This is a genomic window from Pseudomonas sp. TH49 (genome assembly GCF_016650625.1).
GTDB lineage: Bacteria > Pseudomonadota > Gammaproteobacteria > Pseudomonadales > Pseudomonadaceae > Aquipseudomonas > Aquipseudomonas fluorescens_H.
In genome coordinates, this window is the sequence record NZ_JAEKFL010000001.1 from 1,197,585 (window position 1) to 1,220,732 (window position 23,148).

Here is a 23,148-nt window from a genome sequence, read left to right on the forward strand (position 1 = left end):
TTTTTTTGCAGCCTCGGGCGGGCATACTAGGCCGTCCATTACCCTGGTGCCGCCCGCCTCTATGCTCCGCGTCCTGATCGCCCTCGCTCTGACATGCCTGCTCCAACCGGCCTTCGCTGACGAGCGCGCGCAAACCCAACAGCAGCTGGATGCCACGCGTCAGGACATTGCCGAGCTGAAAAAGCTGCTGGGCAAGCTGCAGGAAGAAAAATCCGGCGTGCAGAAAGAGCTCAAGGGCACTGAAACCGAGATGGGCAAGCTCGAGAAGCAGGTCGATGCCCTGCAGAAAGAGCTGAAGAAAAGCGAATCCGAGCTGCAGCGGCTCGATGCGGAGAAAAAAAAACTCCAGAGCGCGCGCACTGAACAGCAGCGACTGATCGCCATCCAGGCCCGCGCGGCCTACCAGAACGGCCGTCAGGAATACCTCAAGCTGCTGCTCAACCAGCAGAATCCCGAGAAATTCGCCCGCACCCTCACCTATTACGATTACCTGAGCCAGGCCCGCCTGGAGCAGTTGAAGAACTTCAACGAAACCCTGCGCCAACTGGCCAATGTCGAAAAAGACATCGCCACGCAACAGGCGCAATTGCTGGTACAGAAAAGCAGCCTCGACACCCAGCGCGATGAGCTGGAAAAGGTCCGCAAGGAGCGCCAGCAAGTCCTCGCCAAGCTCAACGATGATGTGAAGGCCCGCGACCAGAAACTCGCCGCCCGCGAGCAGGATCAGGCAGACCTGTCTAAAGTCCTTAAAACCATTGAAGAAACCCTGGCCCGCCAGGCTCGTGAGGCAGAAGAAGCGCGGCAGAAAGCGCTGATCGCCCAGCAGGAAGCGGAAAAAAAGCGTTTGCGTGAGGCGCAGGCTGAAAACAGCGACGCCCCACGAAAACCCGCCAGATCAACCCCCGGCGCACTGGTGTCCAGCAGCGGCGAGACCTTTGGCGGCCCTTTTGCCGCAACCCGGGGAAAACTTCCATGGCCGGTTGATGGTCGATTGCTGGCACGCTTCGGCGAAAGCCGTGGCGACGATGCCCGGACCAAGTGGGATGGCGTGATGATCAGCGCTGCTGCCGGCAGCCAGGTGCATGCCGTGCATGGCGGGCGCGTGGTGTTCGCCGACTGGTTGCGTGGCGCCGGGCTGCTGGTGATCCTTGATCATGGCAATGGTTATCTGAGCCTTTACGGTCACAACCAGACACTGCTCAAGTCGGCCGGTGACGTAGTAAAAGCCGGTGAGTCGATTTCCACTGTCGGTAACAGTGGCGGTCAGGACACACCAGCGCTGTATTTCGCAATTCGTCAGCAGGGTCACCCGAGTGATCCGGCGCAATGGTGTCACGCGCAAGGATAAGCGCGTCGCCTAATTCAGGAGTTCGTTCGACATGCTGCATTTGTCCCGCCTTACCTCGCTGGCCCTGACGATCGCTGTGGTGATCGGCGCGCCTCTGGCGTTCGCTGCTCAACCGGCCCCGGCCGTCGCTCCGGCAGGTACTGCCGCGACCTCCAAGGCACCGCTGCCGCTGGAAGAGTTGCGTACCTTTGCCGAGGTCATGGATCGAATCAAAGCCGCCTATGTCGAGCCGGTGGACGACAAGACCCTGCTGGAAAACGCGATCAAGGGCATGCTCAGCAACCTCGATCCGCACTCCGCCTATCTGGGCCCTGAAGACTTCACCGAGCTGCAGGAAAGCACCAGCGGCGAATTCGGCGGCCTCGGTATCGAAGTCGGCTCGGAAGACGGCTTCATAAAAGTCGTGTCGCCAATCGACGACACGCCTGCGTCCAAGGCTGGCATTCAGGCTGGCGACTTCATCGTCAAGATCAACGGTCAGCCGACTCGCGGCCAGACCATGACCGAAGCCGTGGACAAGATGCGCGGCAAGATCGGCCAGAAGATCACCCTGACCCTGGTGCGCGACGGCGGCACGCCGTTCGACGTGACCCTGGCGCGCGCGGTGATTCAAGTGAAGAGCGTCAAGGCGCAGCTGCTGGAATCGGGCTACGGTTACATCCGCATCACCCAGTTCCAGGTCAAGACCGGCGAGGAGGTCTCCAAGGCCCTGGCCAAGCTGCGCAAAGACAACGGCAAAAAGCTCAACGGCATCATCCTCGACCTGCGCAACAACCCGGGCGGTGTGTTGCAGGCAGCGGTGGAAGTGGTCGACCACTTCATCAAGAAAGGCCTGATCGTCTACACCAAAGGCCGAATCGCCAACTCCGAACTGCGCTTCTCCGCCACCGGCAAAGACGAAAGCGAAGCCGTACCGATGGTGGTGCTGATCAACGGCGGCAGCGCCTCGGCGTCGGAAATCGTTGCCGGTGCCCTGCAGGACCAGAAACGCGCGGTGGTCATGGGCACCACCAGTTTCGGCAAAGGCTCGGTGCAAACCGTGCTGCCGCTGAACAACGACCGCGCGCTGAAGATCACCACGGCGCTGTACTTCACGCCGAACGGCCGCTCGATCCAAGCCCAGGGCATTGTCCCGGACATCGAAGTGCGCAAGGCCAAGATCACCAACGAAGCGGACGGCGACTACTTCAAGGAAGCCGACCTGCAAGGCCACCTGGGCAACGGCAACGGCGGCGCAGACAAGCCGACCGGTTCCGGCGCGAAGGCCAAGGCCATGCCGCAGGATGACGATTACCAGTTGGCCCAGGCCCTGAGCCTGCTCAAAGGGCTGAGCATCACGTCCGGCCGTTGAGGATGTCTTTGCGTTTCCTCTTCGTCCTGCTGTGCTGTCTGGCGGGTGCTGCGCACGCAGAACCCGCCAAGACCACCCCGCCGAAAGCCTACCTGACGCTGATCATCGACGACCTGGGGCAAAACCTGCCCCGGGATCGCCGCGTACTGGCCCTGCCCGGCCCGGTGACCACGGCGATCATGCCCGACACTCCGCACGCCACCGAATTCGCCCGCGAAGCCCATCGCGCCGGCAAGATCGTGATCCTGCACATGCCGATGGACCCGGCCACCGGCCCGTACGCCTGGCACCCCGAACTGCCGCTCGAAGAGCTGCAAAAGCGCCTCGACGCCGCGTTCAAAATGGTCCCTTACACCGCGGGCATCAACAACCACATGGGCAGTCGCATGACCGCGCAACCGGTGGCGATGGCGTGGCTGATGGGTGAGTTGCAACGCCGCCACAAGTTCTTCGTCGACAGCCGCACCAGTGCGCAAACCGTGGCCGCGCAGCAGGCACAGAAGATCGATCTGGCGAGCGTTTCTCGGGATGTATTCCTCGATGACGAGCGCACCGAAGCGGCGATTTTCACCCAACTGCAGACCGCCATCAGCCTGGCGCGCAAACAGGGATCGGCGGTGATGATCGGTCACCCGTACCCGCAGACGCTGGCAGTGTTGGAGCGTGAATTGCCGAAGCTGAAAGCTCAGGGCATCGAGTGGATCGACATCAAGCAGATGATCAGCGTGCGGAGCAATAGGGCGACCGCTGCACACGGGAAAAATGGTATTTATCGCTAACCGGCCAGTTAATTAACTTCTTATTATCCCCGCGCCAAATCCAACAAATAGCAACACCTTGGAAATTCACTAACAACAAAACTCATTTATTCTGCGCCAGTCTTGCACCCCAACACACTCGCCAAGGACTGGCCATGAACTTAAAGAACATCTACACAGGCTTTTTATTACTTCCTGCATTCTCGCTGCCTGCTTATTCCATCCCTGTGGATTATGGCAAAGGCATTGAGAACTTCTCATCCTCTTATTACCTGAAAAACCAGGATGGTGACTATAACTACTGGAGCGGAATAGGCGTATACAAAAGCCCTGGGCAACTTACCTGCACCGCTTTTCTGATCGACACAAACAGCTCTGATGCGTCCGACTCTGCCTATGCACTGACCAGCGCACATTGCGTGGGCAAGGAAAATGGCGTCATGCGAATAGATGACCCCATCGAAGGCACGATCACCTTCAACCATTTCAATGACACACCGGATGCCCGCAAGACCGTCCCTCTGAAAAAAGTAGCCTGGAGCAGTATTCAGGGTGTCGATGTGGCTCTTTTGGAACTAGGGATGTCACAAGGCGAACTTCTGGCACAGGGCATCACGCCCATGAAGCTGGCCGAACAACCACCGGCCGAAGACACCGACATTCTGATTGTGCACGGACCCGGTGGAGCGCCATTACGAATTTCAGCCTGTACCCACGTACCTTCGCCGGCCATTTTCGAAAAGCCCTGGGTCTGGCGGCATAGTCTCAGCAATCAGTGCAAAGACGTTGCCTCCGGAAGCTCCGGGAGCCCTGTCATTGTTCGAGCGACCAACGAAGTCTATGGCGTTCTGGGTACGCTTGCAGCCCATCTGACGCCGCTGCCCGGCTACGGCCAGATGCCGAGCGGCAGTTACGGTAGTTCAACCTCGGTTTTCAACAATTGCTTTATCAATGGCAAACTCAATACCAACCCACAGGTGTGCGAGTTATTTCCGGCAGCTTCCATCAGGCTACCCGCCGAACTGCCAATGCATGCAAAAATCAGCGTAACTACGCAAGGCAGTTATGTGTATCCCGCGTGGAACTTCGAAATAACCGCCAGCACCCGATTTATTCGAACCAAACGTACTGCCGACTCACTCGATTGCGAAAAGCCTGAAGGCTACAGCCAACCGATCAACAGCGACACCCGCACCACTCGGTTGAATGTTCCAATGGGACCTGAAACCGGGACTAATAACCTTTGCATTATCGCTACGGACGATACCAGCGAAGTATTACCCGCCGGAACTTACCGCAACGCCGTGACGGTTCCTACCTATCTGATTGATGCGGGCCCGACACCTGCTCCTGCCCTGGACGCTTTCTATGACAAAGAAACAGACCGAGTAATATTCCTCTGGCCGAAAAGGAACAACGAGGGCATTGATCGTTATGAAGTAAAAGCCGGCCCTGCGGATACAACCCGTTGCGTCGATCCGCAGGGGTATACCGTTCCGAAATACAATTGGGTTCGCCGAGAAAGCAACTTCCCCATGAAATTCTGCATGTATGCCCTCGATACCAACAATCAGCGCTCAGTGCTGAAGGAATACATCCTGCAATGGGAAACGCTCAAAAATCGCGCCCCTTGATCTGAACGGCGCCCCGCAGCCTTGTGCTTCTGCATCAACGGCAACAGAAGAAGCGCAAGGCTGCCAATGGCCAAGATGATGTCTATCGGAAATATCCGGTCACTACGCTGAATACATAGTTACCGCCAAAGGCCTGGCGCGAATACCGATAGTGAGACCTGCAACGGGTCGCGACTCCCTTGAGTCGCCATTCAACTATCAGGAGTGAATATGACCATTCATGAACAGGCCGCAGCGCCATCCAGGCCAATCGAGCCGATCAGACACGACAACCTGCTGATCCAGTTCACCACGGAATACCACCGAATCTGGGACAGCGCCGGCTCGCGGGCAAAACCTGCGGCTTTCTGGCGGCCGACACCAGCGCCGGATGTGTTGCCGGGCTACTTCCCGCTCGGCGATGTGTTCATTGCCGGACACGACAACATTAACGGCAGCACCGTGGTCGCCGTGGTTTGCGAGGCCGATACCCCCAGCGCGGATCCAACCCGGGGCCCGGCATTACGTCGCCCGGACGACTTCGAACTGATCTGGAAAGACTCCGGCTCAAAATCGAAGAAAGACGGGGCCGTATGGCGACCGCTTGCCCCGCAAGGTTATGTGGCCATGGGAGCGGTCTGCTCCAATGATCATGAAAAACCTTCAGTCAATGCGGTTCGCTGTGTGCGTGCCGATCTTGTGATCGCATCGGACGTCGGCGAGCTGATCTGGAATGACAAGGGCAGCGGCGCCAGACAGAGCTTCAGTGCCTGGAGCATTGCGCCGCGCAGTGCACCGCCGGGAGAGATTCACTTCGCGCCAGGCACTTTTGTGGCGGCCAACGGTTTCGGCAAACCCGAGGGCGATGGCGGTGCTTACTCACTGCGGATGCAGATCGCGCCGCAGATCCTGTCGGCGCCCTCGCTGCCGACGCTTTCCGGATCGAACGTTTCACAAATCCACGCGGCGGCCACGCTTGCTCAAGTCGTCGAACTTCCCTGGTTCGTCATCAAGGATGACCTGTCACCCCTGGAACAACTGCGCACCAGCCCCCTCTATCGTCTGGAAAGAACCGATCACTACTATCTGGTCGGGAGCGGACACAACACGAGCGACCAAGCCTGTTCGTTCAAGTGGACGGCGCAGCGACTGCAGAACTCCAAGATGCTGCGCCTGTTCACGCAGCTCACAGCGATCAATTTCGTGGGGCCGTGGGCAACGACGGCAGACGCTCAGCCATCACTGCCGTTCTCGGCGAGATTGAACAGCCAGTTCACCCACAGCGAGACCTCAAGCAGTGGCTGGCAGACGGCGTTTGTCACCCAAGTCCTCGCCATGGCCGGCAAAGGCAAGTTCGTCGCGGTGTATCAACTGGAGAGTTTCTACGAGCTGGTGCGTGGAGACGGTTCACAGGCAGGGATCAACCTCGGCTACACCGAGTGCGAAAACCTGCATCTGCTGCAATATCCGCTGGAAGAATGCAGCCACGATACTGCGGACAAGGCGTTGCCGACCGCTACAGATACCGTCCCATGATCTCGTCCACCACACCGTCCTTGCGCATCTGATCCAGCGCCGCCTGCAACCTGGCGACCGTTGCATCCGACACGTCCTTGTTCAGCGCCAGGTACAACTCGGCGCTGTTGAAGCGCAGCACGGTCTTTAGTCCGGTGACGCCATCCTGCCGCGCCAGATAACGCCCGGCAGGATCACCCGTGGCCCACAGGTCGATCTGGCCATTGACCAGTTTTTTCGCGTTGTCCTGATCACGCAGCACCACGATCGGCTTCAGGCCCTGCTTGGCCAGCGTCTCGGCAATCGCGTCACCCTTGTAGGCGCCGATCTTGTATTTGCGTGCATCGTTGAGGGTGTCGAGGGTGATCTTGCTGTCGGCCCTGGCCAACATGATCCAGTCGTCCGGACCGATCGGGCCGACCCATTTGAACAGGTTCTCGCGATCCGGCAGGCGAGCCATCACGAAGGCGCCATAACCGGGGTTTTCCAGCGCCAGTTTGTAGACCCGCTCCCACGGGAAGCGCAGCGTCAGGCTGTAGGTGAGCCCGGCGCGCTTGAACATTTCGCGCACGATGTCGGCGGCAATGCCGTTGATGTTCTCGCCCTTGGCGAAATTCTTGCCGTCTTTCGCCATGTTGTAGGGCGGGAAGTTTTCGGTGAGGAGCACCAGATCGGTGTCGGGACTGTTTTCGGCCCGCGCCGTGTTGAGCAACAACACAGAGGCACTGGCGAGAACAAGAAGCAGGCGTTTGATCATGTCGGGCTACCGGAATCCATGGCGTGCCCAAGAGTGCCTTGGGTACGCCATGCTGTCCACTGGCCTGTACGGTTTAGCGCATGACAATTCCGCGTTGCGCCATGTAAGCCTTGGCCTCCTGCACGGTGTATTCGCCGAAGTGAAAAATACTCGCCGCCAGTACCGCGCTGGCGTGGCCTTCGAGGATGCCATCGGCCAGATGCTGCAGGTTGCCGACGCCACCGGAAGCGATCACCGGGATGCCCAGTGCATCGCTGATCGCCCGAGTCACGCCGAGGTCGAAGCCGTTTTTCATGCCGTCCTGATCCATGCTCGTCAGCAGGATCTCGCCGGCACCGAGGCCTTCCATTTTTTTCGCCCACTCGACTGCATCGAGACCGGTCGGCTTGCGCCCGCCGTGGGTGAAGATTTCCCAGCGCGGGGTTTCACCCGGGCCGGAGACCTTCTTCGCGTCGATGGCGACGACGATGCACTGCGAGCCGAAATGCTGCGCGGCTTCGCCGACAAACTCCGGATTGAACACCGCTGCGGTGTTGATCGAAACCTTGTCCGCACCGGCATTGAGCAGGTTGCGAATGTCCTGCACGGTGCGCACGCCGCCGCCGACGGTCAGCGGGATGAACACCTGGCTGGCCATGCGCTCGACGGTATGCAGTGTGGTGTCGCGACCATCGACGCTGGCGGTGATGTCGAGAAAAGTAATCTCGTCGGCACCCTGCTCGTCATAACGACGGGCGATTTCCACCGGGTCACCGGCATCGCGGATGTTCTCGAACTTCACACCTTTGACGACCCGGCCGTTGTCCACGTCCAGGCAAGGGATGATGCGTTTGGCCAGCGCCATGGTCAGTCCTCAGCCTTGGTACGAATCGCAGAAAGCTTGCGCTTCAGCGACGTCGAGGGTGCCTTCGTAGATCGCCCGGCCAGTGATTGCACCGATGATGCCCGGCGCCTTGGCGTCGAGCAGCGACTTGATGTCACCCAGATTGTGGATACCGCCGGATGCAATCACCGGTATCTTCGTCGCTGCCGCCAGCGCAGCGGTGAACGGTACGTTGCAGCCCTGCATCATGCCGTCTTTGGCGATGTCGGTATAAACGATCGAGGACACACCGTCGGCTTCAAACTGCTTGGCCAGATCGATGACTTGCACCGTGCTGATTTCAGCCCAGCCATCGGTGGCGACGAACCCGTCTTTGGCATCCAGACCGACGATGATTTTGCCCGGGAACGCGCGGCAGGCCTCAGCGACGAACGCCGGATCCTTCACCGCTTTGGTGCCGATGATCACGTAGCTCACGCCCGCCTTGACGTAGTGCTCGATGGTTTCCAGCGAGCGGATACCGCCGCCGATCTGGATCGGCAGGGTCGGGTAGCGCTTGGCGATCGCGGTCACCACTTCGCCGTTGACCGGCTGGCCTTCGAACGCGCCGTTCAGATCGACCAGATGCAGACGGCGGCAACCGCCCTCCACCCACTTGGCAGCCATGCTCACCGGGTCATCGGAGAACACTGTGGAATCTTCCATGCGGCCCTGGCGCAGACGTACGCAGGCACCGTCTTTAAGATCGATAGCGGGAATAATCAGCATCTGGCAAACCTTCAAAATTGAATGTTCAGCTTGGCTCGGAAATCAGTTTTTCTCGAGCGCCCACAGGTCGCTTTCGATGCTTTCAAACCGCTCTTTGAGGTGGGTCTGCACATCGAAAATCGCCCTGTTGTAATAGTGCGGAGCAATTTCGCGGGTAAACAGCTCAAGAATTTCCGCCGCTTCGAACGAACCCAGGTCGAGTTCGAACCGATCCTCCATGAACCGCTGGATCTTGCGGCTGGCCTCGTTCTCCTGCTCGGGAGTGAGGGTCAGGATCGGCGGTTTGGACTTCTTGGCGGCCATTTACCAGCGACCGTCCCACGCGGCGAAGTTCTGCAGCAATTGCAGGCCATGGGTATGGCTCTTCTCCGGGTGGAACTGCACGGCGAAACGCGAGCCTTCGGCCAGCGCTGCTGCGAAATCGACCCCGTAATGACCGCTGCCGACTACCTGCCGCGCATTGGCCGCAGCGATGTAGTAGCTGTGCACGAAGTAGAAACGCGCCTTGTCCGGAATGTCGTGCCACAACGGGTGACTGACCTTCTGCTGCACTTCGTTCCAGCCCATGTGCGGGACTTTCAGGTGCTCGCCGTCTTCATGCAGGTCTTTGCCGAAGAACTTCACCGCGCCCGGGAACAGGCCGATGCAGTCGACGCCGTCGTTCTCTTCGCTGCTGTCGAGCAGGGCTTGCATGCCGACGCAGATGCCGAGGAACGGACGATCCTGGCTGACTTCACGCACCAGCGCGTCGAAACCGAGACGACGGATCTCCGCCATGCAATCGCGAATCGCACCAACGCCGGGGAACACCACGCGGTCGGCTTCGCGGATCACGTCCGCATCGCTGGTGATCAGCACCTTGCCGGCGCCGACGTGCTCGAGGGCCTTGGCCACCGAGTGCAGGTTGCCCATGCCGTAGTCGATAACTGCAACCGTCTGCATTACAGAACGCCTTTGGTCGATGGCATTTGCCCGGCCATGCGCTCGTCCAGCTCGACGGCCATGCGCAGCGCGCGGCCGAAAGCCTTGAACACGGTTTCGATCTGGTGGTGGGTGTTGGTGCCACGCAGGTTGTCGATGTGCAGGCTGACCAGCGCGTGATTGACGAAGCCCTGGAAGAATTCCTGGAACAGGTCGACGTCGAAGCCGCCCACGGTGGCGCGGGTATACGGCACGTGCATCTGCAGGCCTGGACGGCCGGAGAAATCGATCACCACACGCGACAGCGCTTCATCGAGCGGCACGTAGGCATGGCCGTAGCGACGGATGCCTTTCTTGTCGCCGATGGCTTTGGCGAAGGCCTGGCCGAGGGTGATACCGACGTCTTCCACGGTATGGTGGTCGTCGATATGCAGATCGCCCTTGCATTCAATATCCAGGTCGATCAACCCGTGACGGGCGATCTGATCCAGCATGTGCTCAAGAAAAGGAACACCGATATCGAATCGGGCCTTTCCGGTGCCATCAAGGTTGATCGAGGCTTTGATCTGGGTTTCCAGAGTGTCGCGCTCGACAGACGCCTTACGTTCGGCCATCACCAGCTCCGCAAAATCATTGGGCGAAAAAGGCAGCCATTATAGGCACGCGGGGCCGAAACAGAAACACGAGACGTGATATGGCTGACGGACAGACTCCCGTGTTGTCGGGGATAGACATGTCCATACAAGCCATTTGAAGCAGCACAAAACAAATGTGGGAGCGGGCTTGCTCGCGAAGAGGGAGTGTCAGTCAACATCAATGCTGAATGACCTACCGCCTTCGCGAGCAAGCCCGCTCCCACAGGGGTACTGCGTTTTACCCATTACTTAGTGAAACAGTACCGCCGTCTTCTGCAGGGTCACCCACACGCCCCACGCCAACGGAATACCCACCACCAGCCATGCAGCCACAGCCAGCGGCTTGCTGCCCGGTGCGGCTTTCCACTCCAGCACGGTGCTCGCATCAGCACCCTTGTCGTGGCCCAGCGCCTGTTCGGCAGCCAGTTCGGCGTCGGTCATGAAGTACTTGTCGGCCACCGGACGGACCAGCAGGTTGCACAGGAAACCCAGCACCAGCAGGCCCGCGAGGATGTACAGGGTGATGTCGTAAGCGGCAGCGCGTTCAACGCCGATGCTCAGTTGATACTCACGCAGGTAGTTCACCAGCACCGGACCGAGCACACCGGCCGCAGCCCAGGCAGTCAGCAGGCGACCGTGGATCGCGCCAACCATTTGCGTGCCGAACAGGTCGGCCAGATACGCCGGAACGGTCGCAAAACCACCGCCGTACATCGACAGAATGATGCAGAACGCCGCGACGAACAGCGCAACGTTGCCCAGATGGCCCATGTTCGGGATCAGCGCGTACAGGGCAAAACCGAGGGCGAAGAACACGAAGTAAGTGTTTTTGCGACCCAAGTAGTCCGAGAACGAAGCCCAGAAGAAGCGGCCACCGATGTTGAACAGGCTCAGCAGGCCGGTGAAGCCGGCAGCGATCGCGGCAATCGAAGCCAGTTGCCCGGCATCCAGTTGACCGAACGGCACGTCAACGCCCAGCAACTTGCCGCCGAACACTTCCTGCAGCAGTGGCGAAGCCATGCCGAGGATGCCGATACCGGCCGATACGTTCAGGCACAGCACCAGCCACACCAGACGGAACTGCGGGGTTTTCCACGCCACATTCACGTGCACGTGACGGTGGGTGATCATCGCGTTCGAGGCTTTCTTCGCCGGAGCGGTCCAGCCTTCAGGCTTCCAGCCGGTTGGCGGCACGCGGTAGGCCAAGGCGCCACCGATCATGAACACGAAGTAGATCGCCGCCATGGCCACGAAGCTCTGCCACACGCCGACCCCGGCAGGCGAAGCGAAGTGGCTCATCAGTGCCGTCGCCAACGGTGCACCGACCATCGCGCCGCCACCAAAGCCCATGATCGCCATGCCGGTCGCCATGCCGCGCTTGTCCGGGAACCACTTGATCAGGGTCGAAACCGGCGAGATATAGCCCAGACCCAGACCGATACCGCCGATCACGCCGGAGCCGATCCACATCAGCCAGATCTGGTGGGTATAGATCCCCAGTGCCGAGATCAGCAGACCGCCGCACCAGCACACTGCCGACACCACACCAGCCTTGCGTGGCCCGGCGTGTTCCAGCCAGCCACCCCAGATCGCTGCCGAGCAGCCGAGGAAGATGAAGAACAGGGTGTAGATCCAGCCGAGCATCGAGATCGGCCAGTCGCATTGCGAAGAGAAGACCTGAGCGATGAAGCTCATGTCCGGCGCGCAAGCCACTGGCGCGGTGACGCCCAGTGCCTTGGACAGCGGCAACCAGAACACCGAGAAACCGTAGGCCATGCCGATGCACAGGTGGATGGCCAGCGCGGCCGGTGGAACCAGCCAGCGGTTGAAACCGGGCTTGGCGATGATGCGCTCCTTGGACAGGAACGCAGGCTGGTCGGCGCGAAGGCCGTCCGCCGTGATACTCGTGCTCATTGTGTATCCCCCAATTATTAGTATGGTTCGCCAGCCACTGTTCACCCTCGGCCTTTATGCACGCAGGCATGACCGTTTTTTCAGGTGAAGCTCCTTGAAGGCGCGACGTTAAGTCGCAGAAGGACGGACGAACCGGCGAAGGTTACCATTTGCACGTGACAGAAAAACCAAACTGATATCACCTTTTTCGTGTCATCTGATCTCGCCCCCTCAGGAAAAAGCCATGCCGATCGTTGTCCAAGCGCTGAACGATGCCAGTTATCAGGATCAACAGGATTTGCAGAAGATCTATCGTGACGCTCCGCAGTGGCTGTTCGCGCCGTATTCCGGGGACGCCCAGTTGATCGAAAGCAGCCTGGCGGACGGGTCTTTGATTACAGGACGTTTCAACGACCGACTGCTCGGTGCGGCGCGCCTGACAAGGCACGACGGGATTTGGTACTTGTCGCATTTGTGTGTACGAAAAGTCACCCGGCGCCGTGGCGTGGCTGAGCGATTGGTGAACCAAGCGCAGAAAATGGCGTCGCAAGCGGGTGCCCAACTGCGCCTGCTGGCACCGGCCAGACACCTTGAAACGCAGGCGCTGGCCGCCAAACTGCAAGTGCCGCTGGAAGTCTTCGCGACATGACAGCGCCCCGAACCGGGCGGATGCAGCGCTATACTCCCCGGCTAAATTACGAATTCGACTAACTACAAGGACTCGCCCATGAAAGCGTTCGGCAAAATCCTGGGTCTGGTACTTCTCGGGCTGTTGCTGATCATTGTGGCGGCGGGCTTCGCCCTGACCCACCTGTTTGATCCCAACGACTACAAAGACGAGATCCGCCAGATAGCCCGCGACAAGGCCCACATCGAGCTGACGCTCAATGGCGATATCGGCTGGAGCCTGTTCCCGTGGCTCGGCCTGGAACTGCATGAAGCCAGCATCGCCACCCTGATCAACCCGACCGAACCGTATGCCGACCTGCAGATGCTCGGTCTGTCCGTGCGCGTGCTGCCGCTGTTGCGCCGTGAAGTGCAGATGAGCGATGTGCGTGTCGAAGGCCTGAACCTGCGCCTCAAACGCGACAAGAACGGCCATGGCAACTGGGAAGATATCGGCAAATTGCCGACAGCCGCCGCGCCCGCCGGCAGCCCGGCGCCTGCCAGCGCACCTGCTGCCGAAGCCCCTGCCCAGCCGGAAAAACCGCCGCAGCCGATCCGCCTCGACATCGACAGCCTGACGGTCAACAACGCCCGCGTTGAATACAACGACGAGCAGACCGGCAAGCAGTACAGCGCCGAAAGCATCCAGTTGAGCACCGGTGCGGTACACGACTCGACCAACATTCCGCTGAAGGCCACGGCGTTCCTCAGCACCAATCAGCCTGTGCTGCGGGTGCGCACCGAGCTCAATGGCGAGCTGCGCATCGAACGCGCCCTGCAACGCTACAAGTTCGAAGACATGAAACTGTCCGGCGAACTGACCGGCGATCCACTGCAGGGCAAGGCCATGACCTTCTCCGCCCAAGGCCAGATCTCCCTGGACAAGGCAGCGAATGTCGCCGAATGGACCGGGATCAAGATCTCCGCCAACCAGTTGCGCGCCCTCGGCGAGCTGAAGGCCAACGACCTCGACAAGACCCCGCAGATCACTGGCGGGATCTCGATCGCCCAGTTCGATCTGGCGAAATTCGTCGACAGCATCGGTCAGACGTTGCCCGCCATGGCGCCCGGCAGCCTGAGCAAAGTCGAACTGGTCAGCCGCGTGGCCGCCACGCCAAACAGCGTGGCTTTCGACAACGTCAACCTGAAACTCGACGACAGCAGCTTCAGCGGGCGCATTGCCGTGGAAGACTTCGCCAAGCAGTCGCTGCGCGCGATCCTCAAGGCCGACACCTTTGATGTCGACCGCTACCTGCCGCCGAAATCGGACAAGGCCAAAAACGCCACGCAAGTGCGTCAGGCTGAAGTCGCCAGCACCGAAGCCGATGCCATGGCCGGCGCCGGCAGCACACCGCTGCCGGACAAACCGAGCAAAAGCGCCTGGAGCACCGGGCGTCTGCTGCCGGTCGAGCGTCTTGCCAAACTCGACGTCGATGCCGACCTGACCTTCGGCCAACTGACCCTCGACAAACTGCCGATCCAGAACGCTGCACTCAAGGCCACAGGCCAGAGCGGCCTGCTGACTCTGCAAAACCTGCGCGGCGAGCTATACGGCGGCGACTTCGAAGCCAAAGGCACCCTCGACGTACGCCCGAGCGCCCCCGTGCTCAATCTGCAGACCAAAATCAACCGCGTGCCGGCCGAGAAAATTCTCGAAAGCCAGGGCAAGAATCCGCCGGTCAAAGGTCTGGTCACGCTGACCAGCAACCTCACCGGCAGCGGCAACAGTCAGCAGGCGCTGATCGAAACCCTCAACGGCAACGCCAGTTTCGTGATCAACAACGGCGTGCTGCTCAACGCCAATCTTGAACAGCAACTGTGCAAAGGCATCGCCACCCTCAATCGCAAAACCCTCAGCGGCGAGCCACGAGGCAAGGACACACCGTTCCAGGAACTCAAGGGCAACCTGACCTTGCGCAACGGCGTGGCGAGCAACCCGGACCTGAAAGTGCGCATCCCGGGCATGACCGTCAACGGCAACGGCGACATCGACCTGAAAGTGCTGGGCATGGATTACCGCGTCGGCATCATCGTCGAGGGCGACACCAGCGCCATGCCGGATCCGGCCTGTCAGGTCGGCGAGAAATTCGTCGGTATCGAGTGGCCGCTGCGCTGCCGTGGCCCGCTGGAGCTGGGCGCCAAGGCCTGCCGTGTGGATAACGAACGTCTCGGCCAGGTCGCGACCAAAATCGCCGGTGACAAACTCAGCGAAAAGATCGATGAAAAACTCGGCGACAAGGTCAGCCCGGAATTGAAAAACGCATTGAAGGGGCTGTTCAAGCGATGAGAGCGGAGCAGTTTTCCACGGCGGTGCTGGAATGGTTCGACCGCCACGGCCGCCACGATTTGCCCTGGCAGCAAGACATCAATCCGTATCGGGTATGGGTGTCGGAGATCATGTTGCAGCAGACCCAGGTCAGCACCGTGCTCAATTACTTCGACCGCTTCATGGCCGCGCTGCCAACGGTGCAAGCGCTGGCCGAAGCGCCGGAGGACGAAGTGCTGCACTTGTGGACCGGGTTGGGTTACTACACCCGCGCGCGCAATCTGCAGAAGACCGCGAAGATCGTCGTCAGCCAGTATGGCGGCGAATTTCCGCGGGACGTCGAAAAGCTGACGGATCTGCCGGGGATCGGCCTGTCCACCGCCGGGGCTATCGCCAGCATCAGCATGGGCCTGCGCGCGCCGATCCTCGATGGCAACGTCAAACGCGTTCTGGCGCGTTTTACCGCGCAGGAGGGTTACCCGGGGGAACCGAAGGTCGCCAAACAGCTGTGGGCCAATGCAGAGCGTTTCACGCCGCACGATCGGGTCAACGCCTACACCCAGGCGATGATGGATCTTGGCGCCACGCTGTGTACGCGCAGCAAACCGAGCTGCCTGCTGTGTCCGCTGGAAAAGGGCTGCGAGGCGCACATGCTTGGCCTGGAGACGCGCTATCCGATTCCCAAACCGCGCAAGGCCATCCCGCAGAAACGCACGCTGATGCCATTGCTGGCCAACGGCGAAGGCGCGATTCTGCTTTATCGTCGCCCGTCGACAGGCCTGTGGGGCGGTTTATGGAGCCTGCCGGAACTCGATGACCTCGACGACCTGCAGCATCTGGCCGACCAGCACTCGCTGACCATGGGCGAGCAGCAGGCGCTGCCAAGCCTCGTCCACACCTTCAGCCATTTCCAGCTGTCCATCGAACCCTGGCTGGTTCAGGTGCAGGAGGCCGGTCAGCACGTGGCCGAGGCCGACTGGCTCTGGTATAACCTCGCCACCCCGCCGCGCCTGGGCCTTGCCGCCCCGGTCAAAACCTTGCTCGAACGCGCGGCCGCCGTATTGAACGCAGGAGAGTCGTCATGACCCGCACCATCATGTGCCGCAAGTACAAAGAAGAACTGCCCGCGCTGGAACGCGCTCCTTTCCCGGGCGCCAAAGGTCAGGATATTTTTGACCACGTCTCGGCCAAGGCCTGGGCTGACTGGCAGAAACACCAGACCCTGCTGATCAACGAAAAGCGTCTGAACATGATGAACGCCGAAGACCGCAAATATCTTCAGGGCGAAATGGACAAGTACTTCTCCGGCGAGGATTACGCCAAGGCCGAAGGCTACGTTCCGCCTGCAGAGTAAACCCGCAAAATCGGGGGTCGGATCGTAAGCGACGGAATTAATTTAAGAAATTTTAAAAAAGTCGTTGACGTAAATCCGAAAAACCCTTTTAATGCGCCCCGTTGCCCAGATAGCTCAGTCGGTAGAGCAGGGGATTGAAAATCCCCGTGTCGGCGGTTCGATTCCGTCTCTGGGCACCAAATACCGAAAACCCTGAATCGCAAGATTCAGGGTTTTTTTATGCCTGCGATTTGATCAAGCACGCCGCCCGCCTCTGCGAAGCACCGAACCGTCCCTGCGCTCCATATCAAAAATCTCCCCTTTCCTGAATTCTTTCAAAACTGCCAGAACGCTCCGTAGGCCCTAGCGGAAATGGACGACATACGCTCGCCCATGGATTGGGCAGAATTGGACTCAGAGCTGCCGCGTATCCCGAAGCAGATGCATAACAGGGATGTAACAGATGATTAGCAAGATCAGAGCCCAATCCACTGATTCATGCATTGGGCAAGAATCCAGAACCTTCACCTTCAATTGCCGGCAATCAGCATTGCTTCATCAACTCTCTATGGAAATCGCAGCCATCGGTGGACCGCAGGCTCCTGGTGCCAATTTCCTGACCTCTGCCGCGGCCAATGAATTGAAGCCTTCCTTTTCGCAACACCAATGTGCATTGCTCGAGGCGTATTCCGACAGCCTGTTCTCGGTGTTGATATTCGAAGGCCTCAAGACTATCAACACTTCCAACCCTCCAGATGAACTCCCTGATCTAGCCACTCTGGAAACTCGTCCAGATGTTCTTTGTCTGGCTTCACGCAATCAGATTTTGTTGAAGCTGGTGGACAATAACGCGTTCGCTTACGACCTAGACAACGATGGGAAATTGGTACGGCTGGTGGCCAACTTCAAGGGAGGCAGCCTTACAAAGATCAAGGCGGAGCCAGAATCCAGAGAATTGAGTTCACACTCAGGCCTGGCGCTTGGCCCGCACACTGAAGCACCTTACTGGTGTGCCGTAGATGCAAAGGACGGGCATTCACCCTCCCCGTCTTCGCTAATACTTTCTGCGCTGTGGAACCCCACCCTTGAACCTACACGGGTCATCCCGCTCCCACCTGTCCTCGAAAGAATTGGCATCATCAACTGTCTGGCGCTGACCACTAAAAACTTCCAGTTCACTCGCAGCGACTCCTTTGTCAGTGGCAAAGGTGCAAACGGTCGTGACGTGTCGATTCTGGCTTTCGACGACAAAGTCGGGTTCTCGGCCCGATTCAACTCTTATCGCTTCTCGGTGAACAGTAATGTGTCGAAGTTTGTGAAAACGGCTTACTCCGCTCTTTGCCAAAGCGTAGAGGAATCGACTCCGGCGGAGTACGCGCTGACTCAGGAATCAGCCATGGTCATCAATAACACCCGGGCACTGCACTGTCGCGATGTGATTAAAGACAACAGACGAGTACTGGTGCGTATTTTCGGACTCTCAAAATTCTCCACCCCGATTGTCATTTCAGAAGATCCATTACTAGTGCGGGGCTGATCTCCGCACTTCGGGTACGGAGCTTCTCGCAAGCAGAAAATTGATTGGTAACCATTAAAGAGGTAATGCAATGTCTTGGGACATCATCGGCATGCTGGCGCTCGTCGCATTTTGTGCCGGTTTTTTTGATGCGATTGCCGGTGGTGGTGGACTGATCACCTTGCCTGCATTGTTTCTGGCCGGTGTAGATCCGATCAGCGCGATTGCAACCAACAAGTTTCAGGCAGCATCAGCAACCATTTCGGCGACAGTGACTTTTGCTCGCAAAGGGTTGATCGAATGGCGTGAAGGACGCTTCCTGGTTGTCTGCGGATTTATTGGTGGAGCCAGCGGCGCCTTGCTGGTCAGTTCAATCGATAAACGATATCTGGAAGCTTGCGTGCCTGTAATGCTGATTCTGGTGGCGATCTATTTTGCGCTATCGCCGAAACTGGCCAATGAAGATCGGCGCAAGAGGATCGGAATTCTGCTTTTCTCTTTTACTGTCGCGCCGATCCTCGGTTTTTACGACGGAATATTCGGTCCCGGGGTGGGATCGTTCTTTATCGTTGGGTTTGTACTGCTCTGCGGCCTGGGCATGATGCGGGCCATGAGTTTTACCAAACTTGCCAACGCCTCGTGCAATCTCGGCTCGCTTTCTGTCTTCATCACCAAGGGCGTGATTATCTGGCCAGCAGCTTTAGCGATGGCGCTGGCTGCCTTCATCGGCGCACAGTTGGGCGCTCGTGCCGCTGTTCGGGTCGGGCCGAAGTTGGTCAAACCGATGTTGATCGTGGTTTGCTGCGCCTTGGCCATCAAACTTCTGAGCGTAGAGAACAATCCATTGCGCATTGCCATAGCTCAGACATTCGCTTCACTCTAAACGCTGCTTATCGATGCATTTATTCCTGATGAAAGACCCGCGCTCCTCCATGGGATCGCGGGTTTTATCGTTTCAGTCGATCAATAAGCTATCGACCAACTCAACGTGTACGTCCGCCCACCCCCGGTAATCGTAGAGATGTGCCGGGCCATGAGTCGGCAAGCAGGACAGTGTCGCGCGCTGCCCCCACACTGTGCTGCATTCCTTGTCGAGCAAGTTCTGAATCTCTGCGCTGAAGGTGCCGATGTCGGTGTCGCGGCTGCCGAGCAGGTCGCTGGTGATAGTAAGGGAACGGATAGAAGTTGGTGTCTTCGTTGCGGTAAGGCGCTTGCAGGTAGAAGTCCTGACCGAGTACATCGCTGTGGTGATAGTTGGCGTTGAGCAGCACGCGCTTGGTACGCGGGTCGAGATCGGTGGGATAACCACGCCCAGTTCGGCGTCTTCCAGGTTCGAAGCGAGCCTTCAACGTCGACGGGTTTCGAACAAAGACGATCCGCGCTACTTTGGCTACACCTTATGGAAGAGGGTCATCCGTTCGATGAACCAGAAAAGAACCCGCGTACCCCTGCCCCATCCGCCACCCTATCGCCAGAGTCGGGCTGCATTCTGGGTGACGGTGCTGGTCGGCGTACTGATCGCCTTCCTCATCGGCGCGTCGATTTATCTGATCGTCCACAGCTTGATCAGCGGCTCCATCACCACATGGAACCGCTCCGGTCCACGCCACACCTACACCCTTGCACTGCAACCGCGAATGTTCTGGTTCGAGATCGTGTCGCAATGCATCGGCACCGTATTCCTGATAGCCGTCGGCTGGATCGGACTATGGATTCACCGAATGGCGCAAGAACCCACTGACAAGCAGAAGGGCAAGCGTACGCGGGGGTAAATGACGGTTGGTCCTCAGAGGGTGTTGACGTAGTCGACCGGCAACAAAACCGTGTCGAGCGCGGCGTCTACCGGCAGCGATACCACGGTAATCACCGGGCAAACGATCATCATGTAGCAGATGACCGCGGCGGGCATGCCGTCTCCCCCTCTCACGCCAAGCAAGTGCAAGTTGCCATCGACGCCTTTGTAGTACGGTTCTGCAGAATCACCGTTCAGGCGCCCCATCATCGTTCCACAACCAGCCAACAGCAAAACCAGGCTCACCGCTGAGCCAATACGCAAAATCCCTTTCAAACCAGCACTTCCTTGCATCACAGAAACATAAGGCGCGGGATTGTACCCGCGCCTCGACTTTCAATTGAACCCAACACTATCCAGCGTCATTCCAGTGGAACACCAGATTGCGGGCAGCGCCGCTGCCAACGTCTGTCTCATCGCGCCGTGTTTCGCCATTGCGGGTGGCGACCACCGTGTACTTACCGGGTGGTAGTTGCACGTAAACCAGCGGACCCGTTTGGGTGAGGGTCAGTACGGTTTGCCCTGGTGACTTTTGAATCATCACATCGACATCAGCGGTGTACTGGTCTTGCGCCCCCACCGCGAACGTCATGTGCAGGTTGTAACCGGTAGATTGTTGAATGGCTTTTGCCTCATCAACGCCAATCCCGCCGGACAAGTAGTTGATGCCGTTTTGCTGCTGTTGTTGAGCCTGTACGCCTGCGCTGTCGACGGGCTCAAGGCTGGCCGCCTGCAGCATCGCCGGAAAAGCCAATACAGCGACCGCAGCGACTGGCAGCATGAATGAAAGAATGCGCTTCATAATCTCTACTCCCGGACTCTTTTAGAGCCCAACCGTGACTCCTTATTTGATCCGGCCAGGGAAGCACGCGTTTTAGATTGATTGGAACTTGGCCTGTGTACGAAATGGACTACAGACCATCACTCACTGAAACACCTTTTGCCGGCAACGTCCTGCAATACCCATCCCCTCTTCCTGCCGCCTATACAGGGCTCGCCCGACATCGCCGAGCGGCGAATCCCGGCATGCTTTTGCGTCTGTTTCCACTGATGCGGAAGACTCGATGAGCCAGGTAAAACCTACCGATGCGCAAGACCCGAAAATCGATTCATTGCTGGGAGAGTTGGGCGAACTGATCCGCCAGGCGCGGCAAAAAGTGCTGCGTGCGGTTGATACGATTCAAGTCCAGACCTGTTGGCAGATCGGCCGGCATATTGTCGAGTTTGAACAGCAAGGGGCGCAGCGGGCGGGGTACGGCAAGCGGTTGCTGGCTTTGTTGGCGAAGGATCTGACGGGGCAGTTCGGGAAGGGGTTTGATGAAACCAATCTTCGCAAGATGCGCCTGTTTTATCAGCTGTTCCCAATTCGAGACGCACTGCGTCTCGAATTGAGCTGGACTCACTATCGCAGGCTGCTGCGGGTCGAAAGCGCAAAAGCGCGTCAATGGTACGTGGAAGAAACCGCGAACCTGAACTGGTCCAGCCGCGCCCTTGATCGCCAGATCAATACGCTCTACTACGAACGACGCCTCATGAGTCGAGACAAGGCCGATGTGATTGAGGAAGCCTCCACCAACATTGAGGCGATGAAAGACAATCCGCGCGAATTCATTCGCGACCCAGTCTTGCTAGAGTTTCTCGGGCTGCCTGCGCCCTGCAAGATCAGAGAGGATGCTCTTGAACAGGCTCTCATCGAACACCTGCAGGGCTTTCTTCTTGAGCTGGGCAAGGGCTTTTCCTTCGTCGCTCGCCAACAACGCCTCAGTACTCATGATGTAGATCTGTACATCGATCTGGTGTTCTACAACTATTTGCTCAAATGCTTCGTGATCATTGAGCTCAAAAGCGGAAGGCTCAGTGCCCGCGACGTCGGACAAATGGACATGTACGTGCGCATGTACGACGAACTCAAGCGCAGCGAAGGCGACAAACCGACAGTCGGGATCATTCTGTGTGCTGAGAGCAATGACTCGGTCGCGCGTTACTCGATGCTCAAGGGCAATGAGCAACTGTTCGCCAGCAGTTACAAGACGATACTGCCGAGTGAGGAAGAATTACGCGCAGAACTCAATCGGGAACAGGCCTTGATCGAAGAACGCCTGCTCATTCAATCGACTGAATAAACCTTCTGGATTGTTGCCGGGCGGCGCCGAGACTATCGTTGGCAACTTACCCGCAAAGGTAGAAAGCCATGACCTGTCAGGACACGCCCGCGATGCAGGATATGCAGTCAAGGTTGCCAATTTTGACCGCGGCGCAAGGTGAACCCTTCACGGAAGCCGCCGAGGATGGCTTTGCCCTTGGCGGCTTCACCTGGCGCCATGCCCTGCCCGACATCCAGCGACCGGTAGTCATCATCAACGCCGCCACCTCGGTACGCTGCCGACACTATTCACGCTTCGCCGATTACCTGTTCGCCAACGGCTTCGACGTGATCACCTACGACTATCGAGGCATCGGCGAATCACGCCCGGCAACCCTGAAAGGCCTTGAGGCTTCATGGACCGACTGGGGCGCGCTGGATTTCGAGGCGATGCTCAAACGCGCGCAACGGGAATTCTCCGGCCAGCCAATCGATGTGGTCGGCCACAGTTTCGGCGGTTGCGCGGCCGGACTCGGCGAGTCCGGGCAGGTCATTCGTCGGCTGGTGACGGTCGGCGCGCAGTTCGCTTACTGGCGCGACTATGCCCACGAACAGCGCTGGCGCATGTTCGGTAAGTGGCACCTGCTGATGCCGCTGCTGACGCGGTTCTGTGGCTATTTCCCGGGCAAGCGCCTCGGCTGGCTGGAGGACACGCCCACCGGCGTCGTACGCGACTGGAGCACGCCTGCCGCGCGCTACGAGCAGCGTCCGAGCGGTCGCCGACTGCTGAAGGCAAGCGGTCGCCTACCCTTCGCCAACGTCCGCGCAAACACCCTGGCGATCAGCATCAGCGACGACCCCTACGGCACCATCCCAGCCATCGAACGCCTGCTCGACTACTTCAGCCATGCGCACAAAACCCACCTGCGCATCGAGCCGCAGGACATCGGCGAACAACAAGTCGGACATTTCGCCTTTTTTCGCAGCGCATACCAAGCCACACTATGGCCCATCGCTCTGACCTGGCTGCAAACCGGCGAGCTGGCCCCCGACACACCCGGGCGGCCAGTGCCACGCAGCTGAGCCCTTTCAACGCACGACGGAACACAC

General features: G+C 58.9%; 23 protein-coding genes and 1 tRNA gene. 15 read left to right on the plus strand and 9 right to left on the minus strand.

What is annotated here, in order from left to right:
• Positions 1-61 precede the first annotated feature (61 nt).
• The 5 genes from JFU48_RS05435 (at position 62) to JFU48_RS05455 (ending at position 6,606) form a co-directional block, all read left to right on the plus strand.
• On the plus strand, positions 62-1,348 hold the full coding sequence (locus JFU48_RS05435) for a murein hydrolase activator EnvC family protein (protein WP_003220768.1): 1,287 nt from the start codon (positions 62-64) through the stop codon (positions 1,346-1,348).
• A 31-nt stretch (positions 1,349-1,379) separates the two neighbouring features.
• Positions 1,380-2,699: a S41 family peptidase gene (locus JFU48_RS05440; RefSeq protein WP_201136030.1), complete on the plus strand. Its 1,320-nt coding sequence runs from the start codon at positions 1,380-1,382 to the stop codon at positions 2,697-2,699.
• A 2-nt stretch (positions 2,700-2,701) separates the two neighbouring features.
• On the plus strand, positions 2,702-3,478 hold the full coding sequence (locus JFU48_RS05445) for a divergent polysaccharide deacetylase family protein (protein ID WP_103520108.1): 777 nt from the start codon (positions 2,702-2,704) through the stop codon (positions 3,476-3,478).
• Positions 3,479-3,612: 134 nt separating this feature from the next.
• Positions 3,613-5,091 (plus strand): S1 family peptidase, encoded by a 1,479-nt coding sequence (locus JFU48_RS05450; RefSeq protein ID WP_201136031.1) that lies wholly within the window; start codon positions 3,613-3,615, stop codon positions 5,089-5,091.
• A 210-nt stretch (positions 5,092-5,301) separates the two neighbouring features.
• Positions 5,302-6,606, plus strand: a complete 1,305-nt coding sequence (locus JFU48_RS05455) for a Vps62-related protein (protein WP_201136032.1) — start codon at positions 5,302-5,304, stop codon at positions 6,604-6,606.
• Here JFU48_RS05455 and JFU48_RS05460 read toward each other — a convergent pair.
• The 7 genes from JFU48_RS05460 to JFU48_RS05490 form a co-directional block, all read right to left on the minus strand.
• Complete coding sequence (locus tag JFU48_RS05460; RefSeq protein ID WP_003220757.1) at positions 6,587-7,342, minus strand: substrate-binding periplasmic protein; 756 nt, start codon at positions 7,340-7,342, stop codon at positions 6,587-6,589. The two genes, JFU48_RS05455 and JFU48_RS05460, sit on opposite strands and share 20 nt — an antisense overlap.
• A gap of 73 nt (positions 7,343-7,415) precedes the next feature.
• On the minus strand, positions 7,416-8,186 hold the full coding sequence (gene hisF / locus JFU48_RS05465) for an imidazole glycerol phosphate synthase subunit HisF (RefSeq protein ID WP_003220755.1): 771 nt from the start codon (positions 8,184-8,186) through the stop codon (positions 7,416-7,418).
• Between the two features lie 9 nt (positions 8,187-8,195).
• On the minus strand, positions 8,196-8,933 hold the full coding sequence (hisA, locus tag JFU48_RS05470; RefSeq protein WP_003220753.1) for a 1-(5-phosphoribosyl)-5-[(5-phosphoribosylamino)methylideneamino]imidazole-4-carboxamide isomerase: 738 nt from the start codon (positions 8,931-8,933) through the stop codon (positions 8,196-8,198).
• Positions 8,934-8,975: 42 nt separating this feature from the next.
• The gene (locus tag JFU48_RS05475) at positions 8,976-9,236 is read right to left on the minus strand and encodes a DUF2164 domain-containing protein (RefSeq protein WP_103485273.1); all 261 of its coding nucleotides are present in this window, start codon (positions 9,234-9,236) and stop codon (positions 8,976-8,978) included.
• Positions 9,237-9,875, minus strand: a complete 639-nt coding sequence (hisH, locus tag JFU48_RS05480) for an imidazole glycerol phosphate synthase subunit HisH (protein WP_103520111.1) — start codon at positions 9,873-9,875, stop codon at positions 9,237-9,239.
• Positions 9,875-10,468, minus strand: a complete 594-nt coding sequence (gene hisB / locus JFU48_RS05485; protein ID WP_007909204.1) for an imidazoleglycerol-phosphate dehydratase HisB — start codon at positions 10,466-10,468, stop codon at positions 9,875-9,877. Before hisB ends, hisH begins: the two co-directional genes overlap by 1 nt.
• 270 nt (positions 10,469-10,738) lie before the next feature.
• Entirely contained in the window at positions 10,739-12,403 is a 1,665-nt protein-coding gene (locus JFU48_RS05490) for an OFA family MFS transporter (protein WP_003220745.1), read from the minus strand.
• Between the two features lie 223 nt (positions 12,404-12,626).
• Between JFU48_RS05490 and JFU48_RS05495 the strand changes: the two genes are divergently transcribed.
• From JFU48_RS05495 to JFU48_RS29890, 8 genes are all read left to right on the plus strand, one after another.
• Positions 12,627-13,031 (plus strand): acetyl-CoA sensor PanZ family protein, encoded by a 405-nt coding sequence (locus JFU48_RS05495; protein ID WP_201136033.1) that lies wholly within the window; start codon positions 12,627-12,629, stop codon positions 13,029-13,031.
• Between the two features lie 78 nt (positions 13,032-13,109).
• Entirely contained in the window at positions 13,110-15,335 is a 2,226-nt protein-coding gene (locus JFU48_RS05500; protein WP_201136034.1) for an AsmA family protein, read from the plus strand.
• Positions 15,332-16,399 (plus strand): A/G-specific adenine glycosylase, encoded by a 1,068-nt coding sequence (gene mutY, locus JFU48_RS05505; RefSeq protein ID WP_047600902.1) that lies wholly within the window; start codon positions 15,332-15,334, stop codon positions 16,397-16,399. The genes JFU48_RS05500 and mutY overlap by 4 nt, the downstream gene beginning before the upstream one ends.
• Positions 16,396-16,668, plus strand: coding sequence for an oxidative damage protection protein (locus JFU48_RS05510; protein WP_003220737.1), 273 nt, complete (start codon positions 16,396-16,398; stop codon positions 16,666-16,668). Before mutY ends, JFU48_RS05510 begins: the two co-directional genes overlap by 4 nt.
• A gap of 103 nt (positions 16,669-16,771) precedes the next feature.
• Positions 16,772-16,847, plus strand: a tRNA-Phe gene (locus JFU48_RS05515).
• A 263-nt stretch (positions 16,848-17,110) separates the two neighbouring features.
• On the plus strand, positions 17,111-18,184 hold the full coding sequence (locus tag JFU48_RS05520; RefSeq protein ID WP_201136035.1) for a hypothetical protein: 1,074 nt from the start codon (positions 17,111-17,113) through the stop codon (positions 18,182-18,184).
• 70 nt (positions 18,185-18,254) lie between these two features.
• Positions 18,255-19,046 (plus strand): TSUP family transporter, encoded by a 792-nt coding sequence (locus JFU48_RS05525; RefSeq protein WP_103485277.1) that lies wholly within the window; start codon positions 18,255-18,257, stop codon positions 19,044-19,046.
• A 328-nt stretch (positions 19,047-19,374) separates the two neighbouring features.
• The gene (locus tag JFU48_RS29890; protein ID WP_242486680.1) at positions 19,375-19,935 is read left to right on the plus strand and encodes a hypothetical protein; all 561 of its coding nucleotides are present in this window, start codon (positions 19,375-19,377) and stop codon (positions 19,933-19,935) included.
• A 14-nt stretch (positions 19,936-19,949) separates the two neighbouring features.
• On the opposite strand, the gene JFU48_RS05535 is transcribed toward JFU48_RS29890, so the two are convergent.
• The gene (locus tag JFU48_RS05535) at positions 19,950-20,231 is read right to left on the minus strand and encodes a YceK/YidQ family lipoprotein (RefSeq protein ID WP_045122255.1); all 282 of its coding nucleotides are present in this window, start codon (positions 20,229-20,231) and stop codon (positions 19,950-19,952) included.
• Positions 20,232-20,307: 76 nt separating this feature from the next.
• Entirely contained in the window at positions 20,308-20,757 is a 450-nt protein-coding gene (locus JFU48_RS05540; protein WP_003220731.1) for a hypothetical protein, read from the minus strand.
• A gap of 262 nt (positions 20,758-21,019) precedes the next feature.
• On the opposite strand from JFU48_RS05540, the gene JFU48_RS05545 reads away from it, so the two are divergent.
• Complete coding sequence (locus JFU48_RS05545) at positions 21,020-22,078, plus strand: PDDEXK nuclease domain-containing protein (RefSeq protein ID WP_201136036.1); 1,059 nt, start codon at positions 21,020-21,022, stop codon at positions 22,076-22,078.
• Positions 22,079-22,146: 68 nt separating this feature from the next.
• Entirely contained in the window at positions 22,147-23,121 is a 975-nt protein-coding gene (locus JFU48_RS05550) for an alpha/beta hydrolase family protein (protein ID WP_201136037.1), read from the plus strand.
• The last annotated feature ends 27 nt before the right edge of the window (positions 23,122-23,148 follow it).

Coding starts and splice junctions, on each gene's coding strand:
- JFU48_RS05450 (WP_201136031.1), top strand. CDS start 3,613: ATGAACTTAAAGAACATCTACACAGGCTTTTTATTACTTCCTGCATTC.
- JFU48_RS05445 (WP_103520108.1), top strand. CDS start 2,702: ATGTCTTTGCGTTTCCTCTTCGTCCTGCTGTGCTGTCTGGCGGGTGCT.
- JFU48_RS05455 (WP_201136032.1), top strand. CDS start 5,302: ATGACCATTCATGAACAGGCCGCAGCGCCATCCAGGCCAATCGAGCCG.
- JFU48_RS05500 (WP_201136034.1), top strand. CDS start 13,110: ATGAAAGCGTTCGGCAAAATCCTGGGTCTGGTACTTCTCGGGCTGTTG.
- JFU48_RS05490 (WP_003220745.1), bottom strand. CDS start 12,403: ATGAGCACGAGTATCACGGCGGACGGCCTTCGCGCCGACCAGCCTGCG.
- JFU48_RS05440 (WP_201136030.1), top strand. CDS start 1,380: ATGCTGCATTTGTCCCGCCTTACCTCGCTGGCCCTGACGATCGCTGTG.
- JFU48_RS05550 (WP_201136037.1), top strand. CDS start 22,147: ATGACCTGTCAGGACACGCCCGCGATGCAGGATATGCAGTCAAGGTTG.
- JFU48_RS05495 (WP_201136033.1), top strand. CDS start 12,627: ATGCCGATCGTTGTCCAAGCGCTGAACGATGCCAGTTATCAGGATCAA.
- hisB (WP_007909204.1), bottom strand. CDS start 10,468: ATGGCCGAACGTAAGGCGTCTGTCGAGCGCGACACTCTGGAAACCCAG.
- JFU48_RS05525 (WP_103485277.1), top strand. CDS start 18,255: ATGTCTTGGGACATCATCGGCATGCTGGCGCTCGTCGCATTTTGTGCC.
- hisF (WP_003220755.1), bottom strand. CDS start 8,186: ATGGCGCTGGCCAAACGCATCATCCCTTGCCTGGACGTGGACAACGGC.
- JFU48_RS05475 (WP_103485273.1), bottom strand. CDS start 9,236: ATGGCCGCCAAGAAGTCCAAACCGCCGATCCTGACCCTCACTCCCGAG.
- mutY (WP_047600902.1), top strand. CDS start 15,332: ATGAGAGCGGAGCAGTTTTCCACGGCGGTGCTGGAATGGTTCGACCGC.
- JFU48_RS05510 (WP_003220737.1), top strand. CDS start 16,396: ATGACCCGCACCATCATGTGCCGCAAGTACAAAGAAGAACTGCCCGCG.
- hisH (WP_103520111.1), bottom strand. CDS start 9,875: ATGCAGACGGTTGCAGTTATCGACTACGGCATGGGCAACCTGCACTCG.
- hisA (WP_003220753.1), bottom strand. CDS start 8,933: ATGCTGATTATTCCCGCTATCGATCTTAAAGACGGTGCCTGCGTACGT.
- JFU48_RS05435 (WP_003220768.1), top strand. CDS start 62: ATGCTCCGCGTCCTGATCGCCCTCGCTCTGACATGCCTGCTCCAACCG.
- JFU48_RS05545 (WP_201136036.1), top strand. CDS start 21,020: ATGAGCCAGGTAAAACCTACCGATGCGCAAGACCCGAAAATCGATTCA.
- JFU48_RS05540 (WP_003220731.1), bottom strand. CDS start 20,757: ATGAAGCGCATTCTTTCATTCATGCTGCCAGTCGCTGCGGTCGCTGTA.
- JFU48_RS05520 (WP_201136035.1), top strand. CDS start 17,111: ATGATTAGCAAGATCAGAGCCCAATCCACTGATTCATGCATTGGGCAA.
- JFU48_RS05460 (WP_003220757.1), bottom strand. CDS start 7,342: ATGATCAAACGCCTGCTTCTTGTTCTCGCCAGTGCCTCTGTGTTGTTG.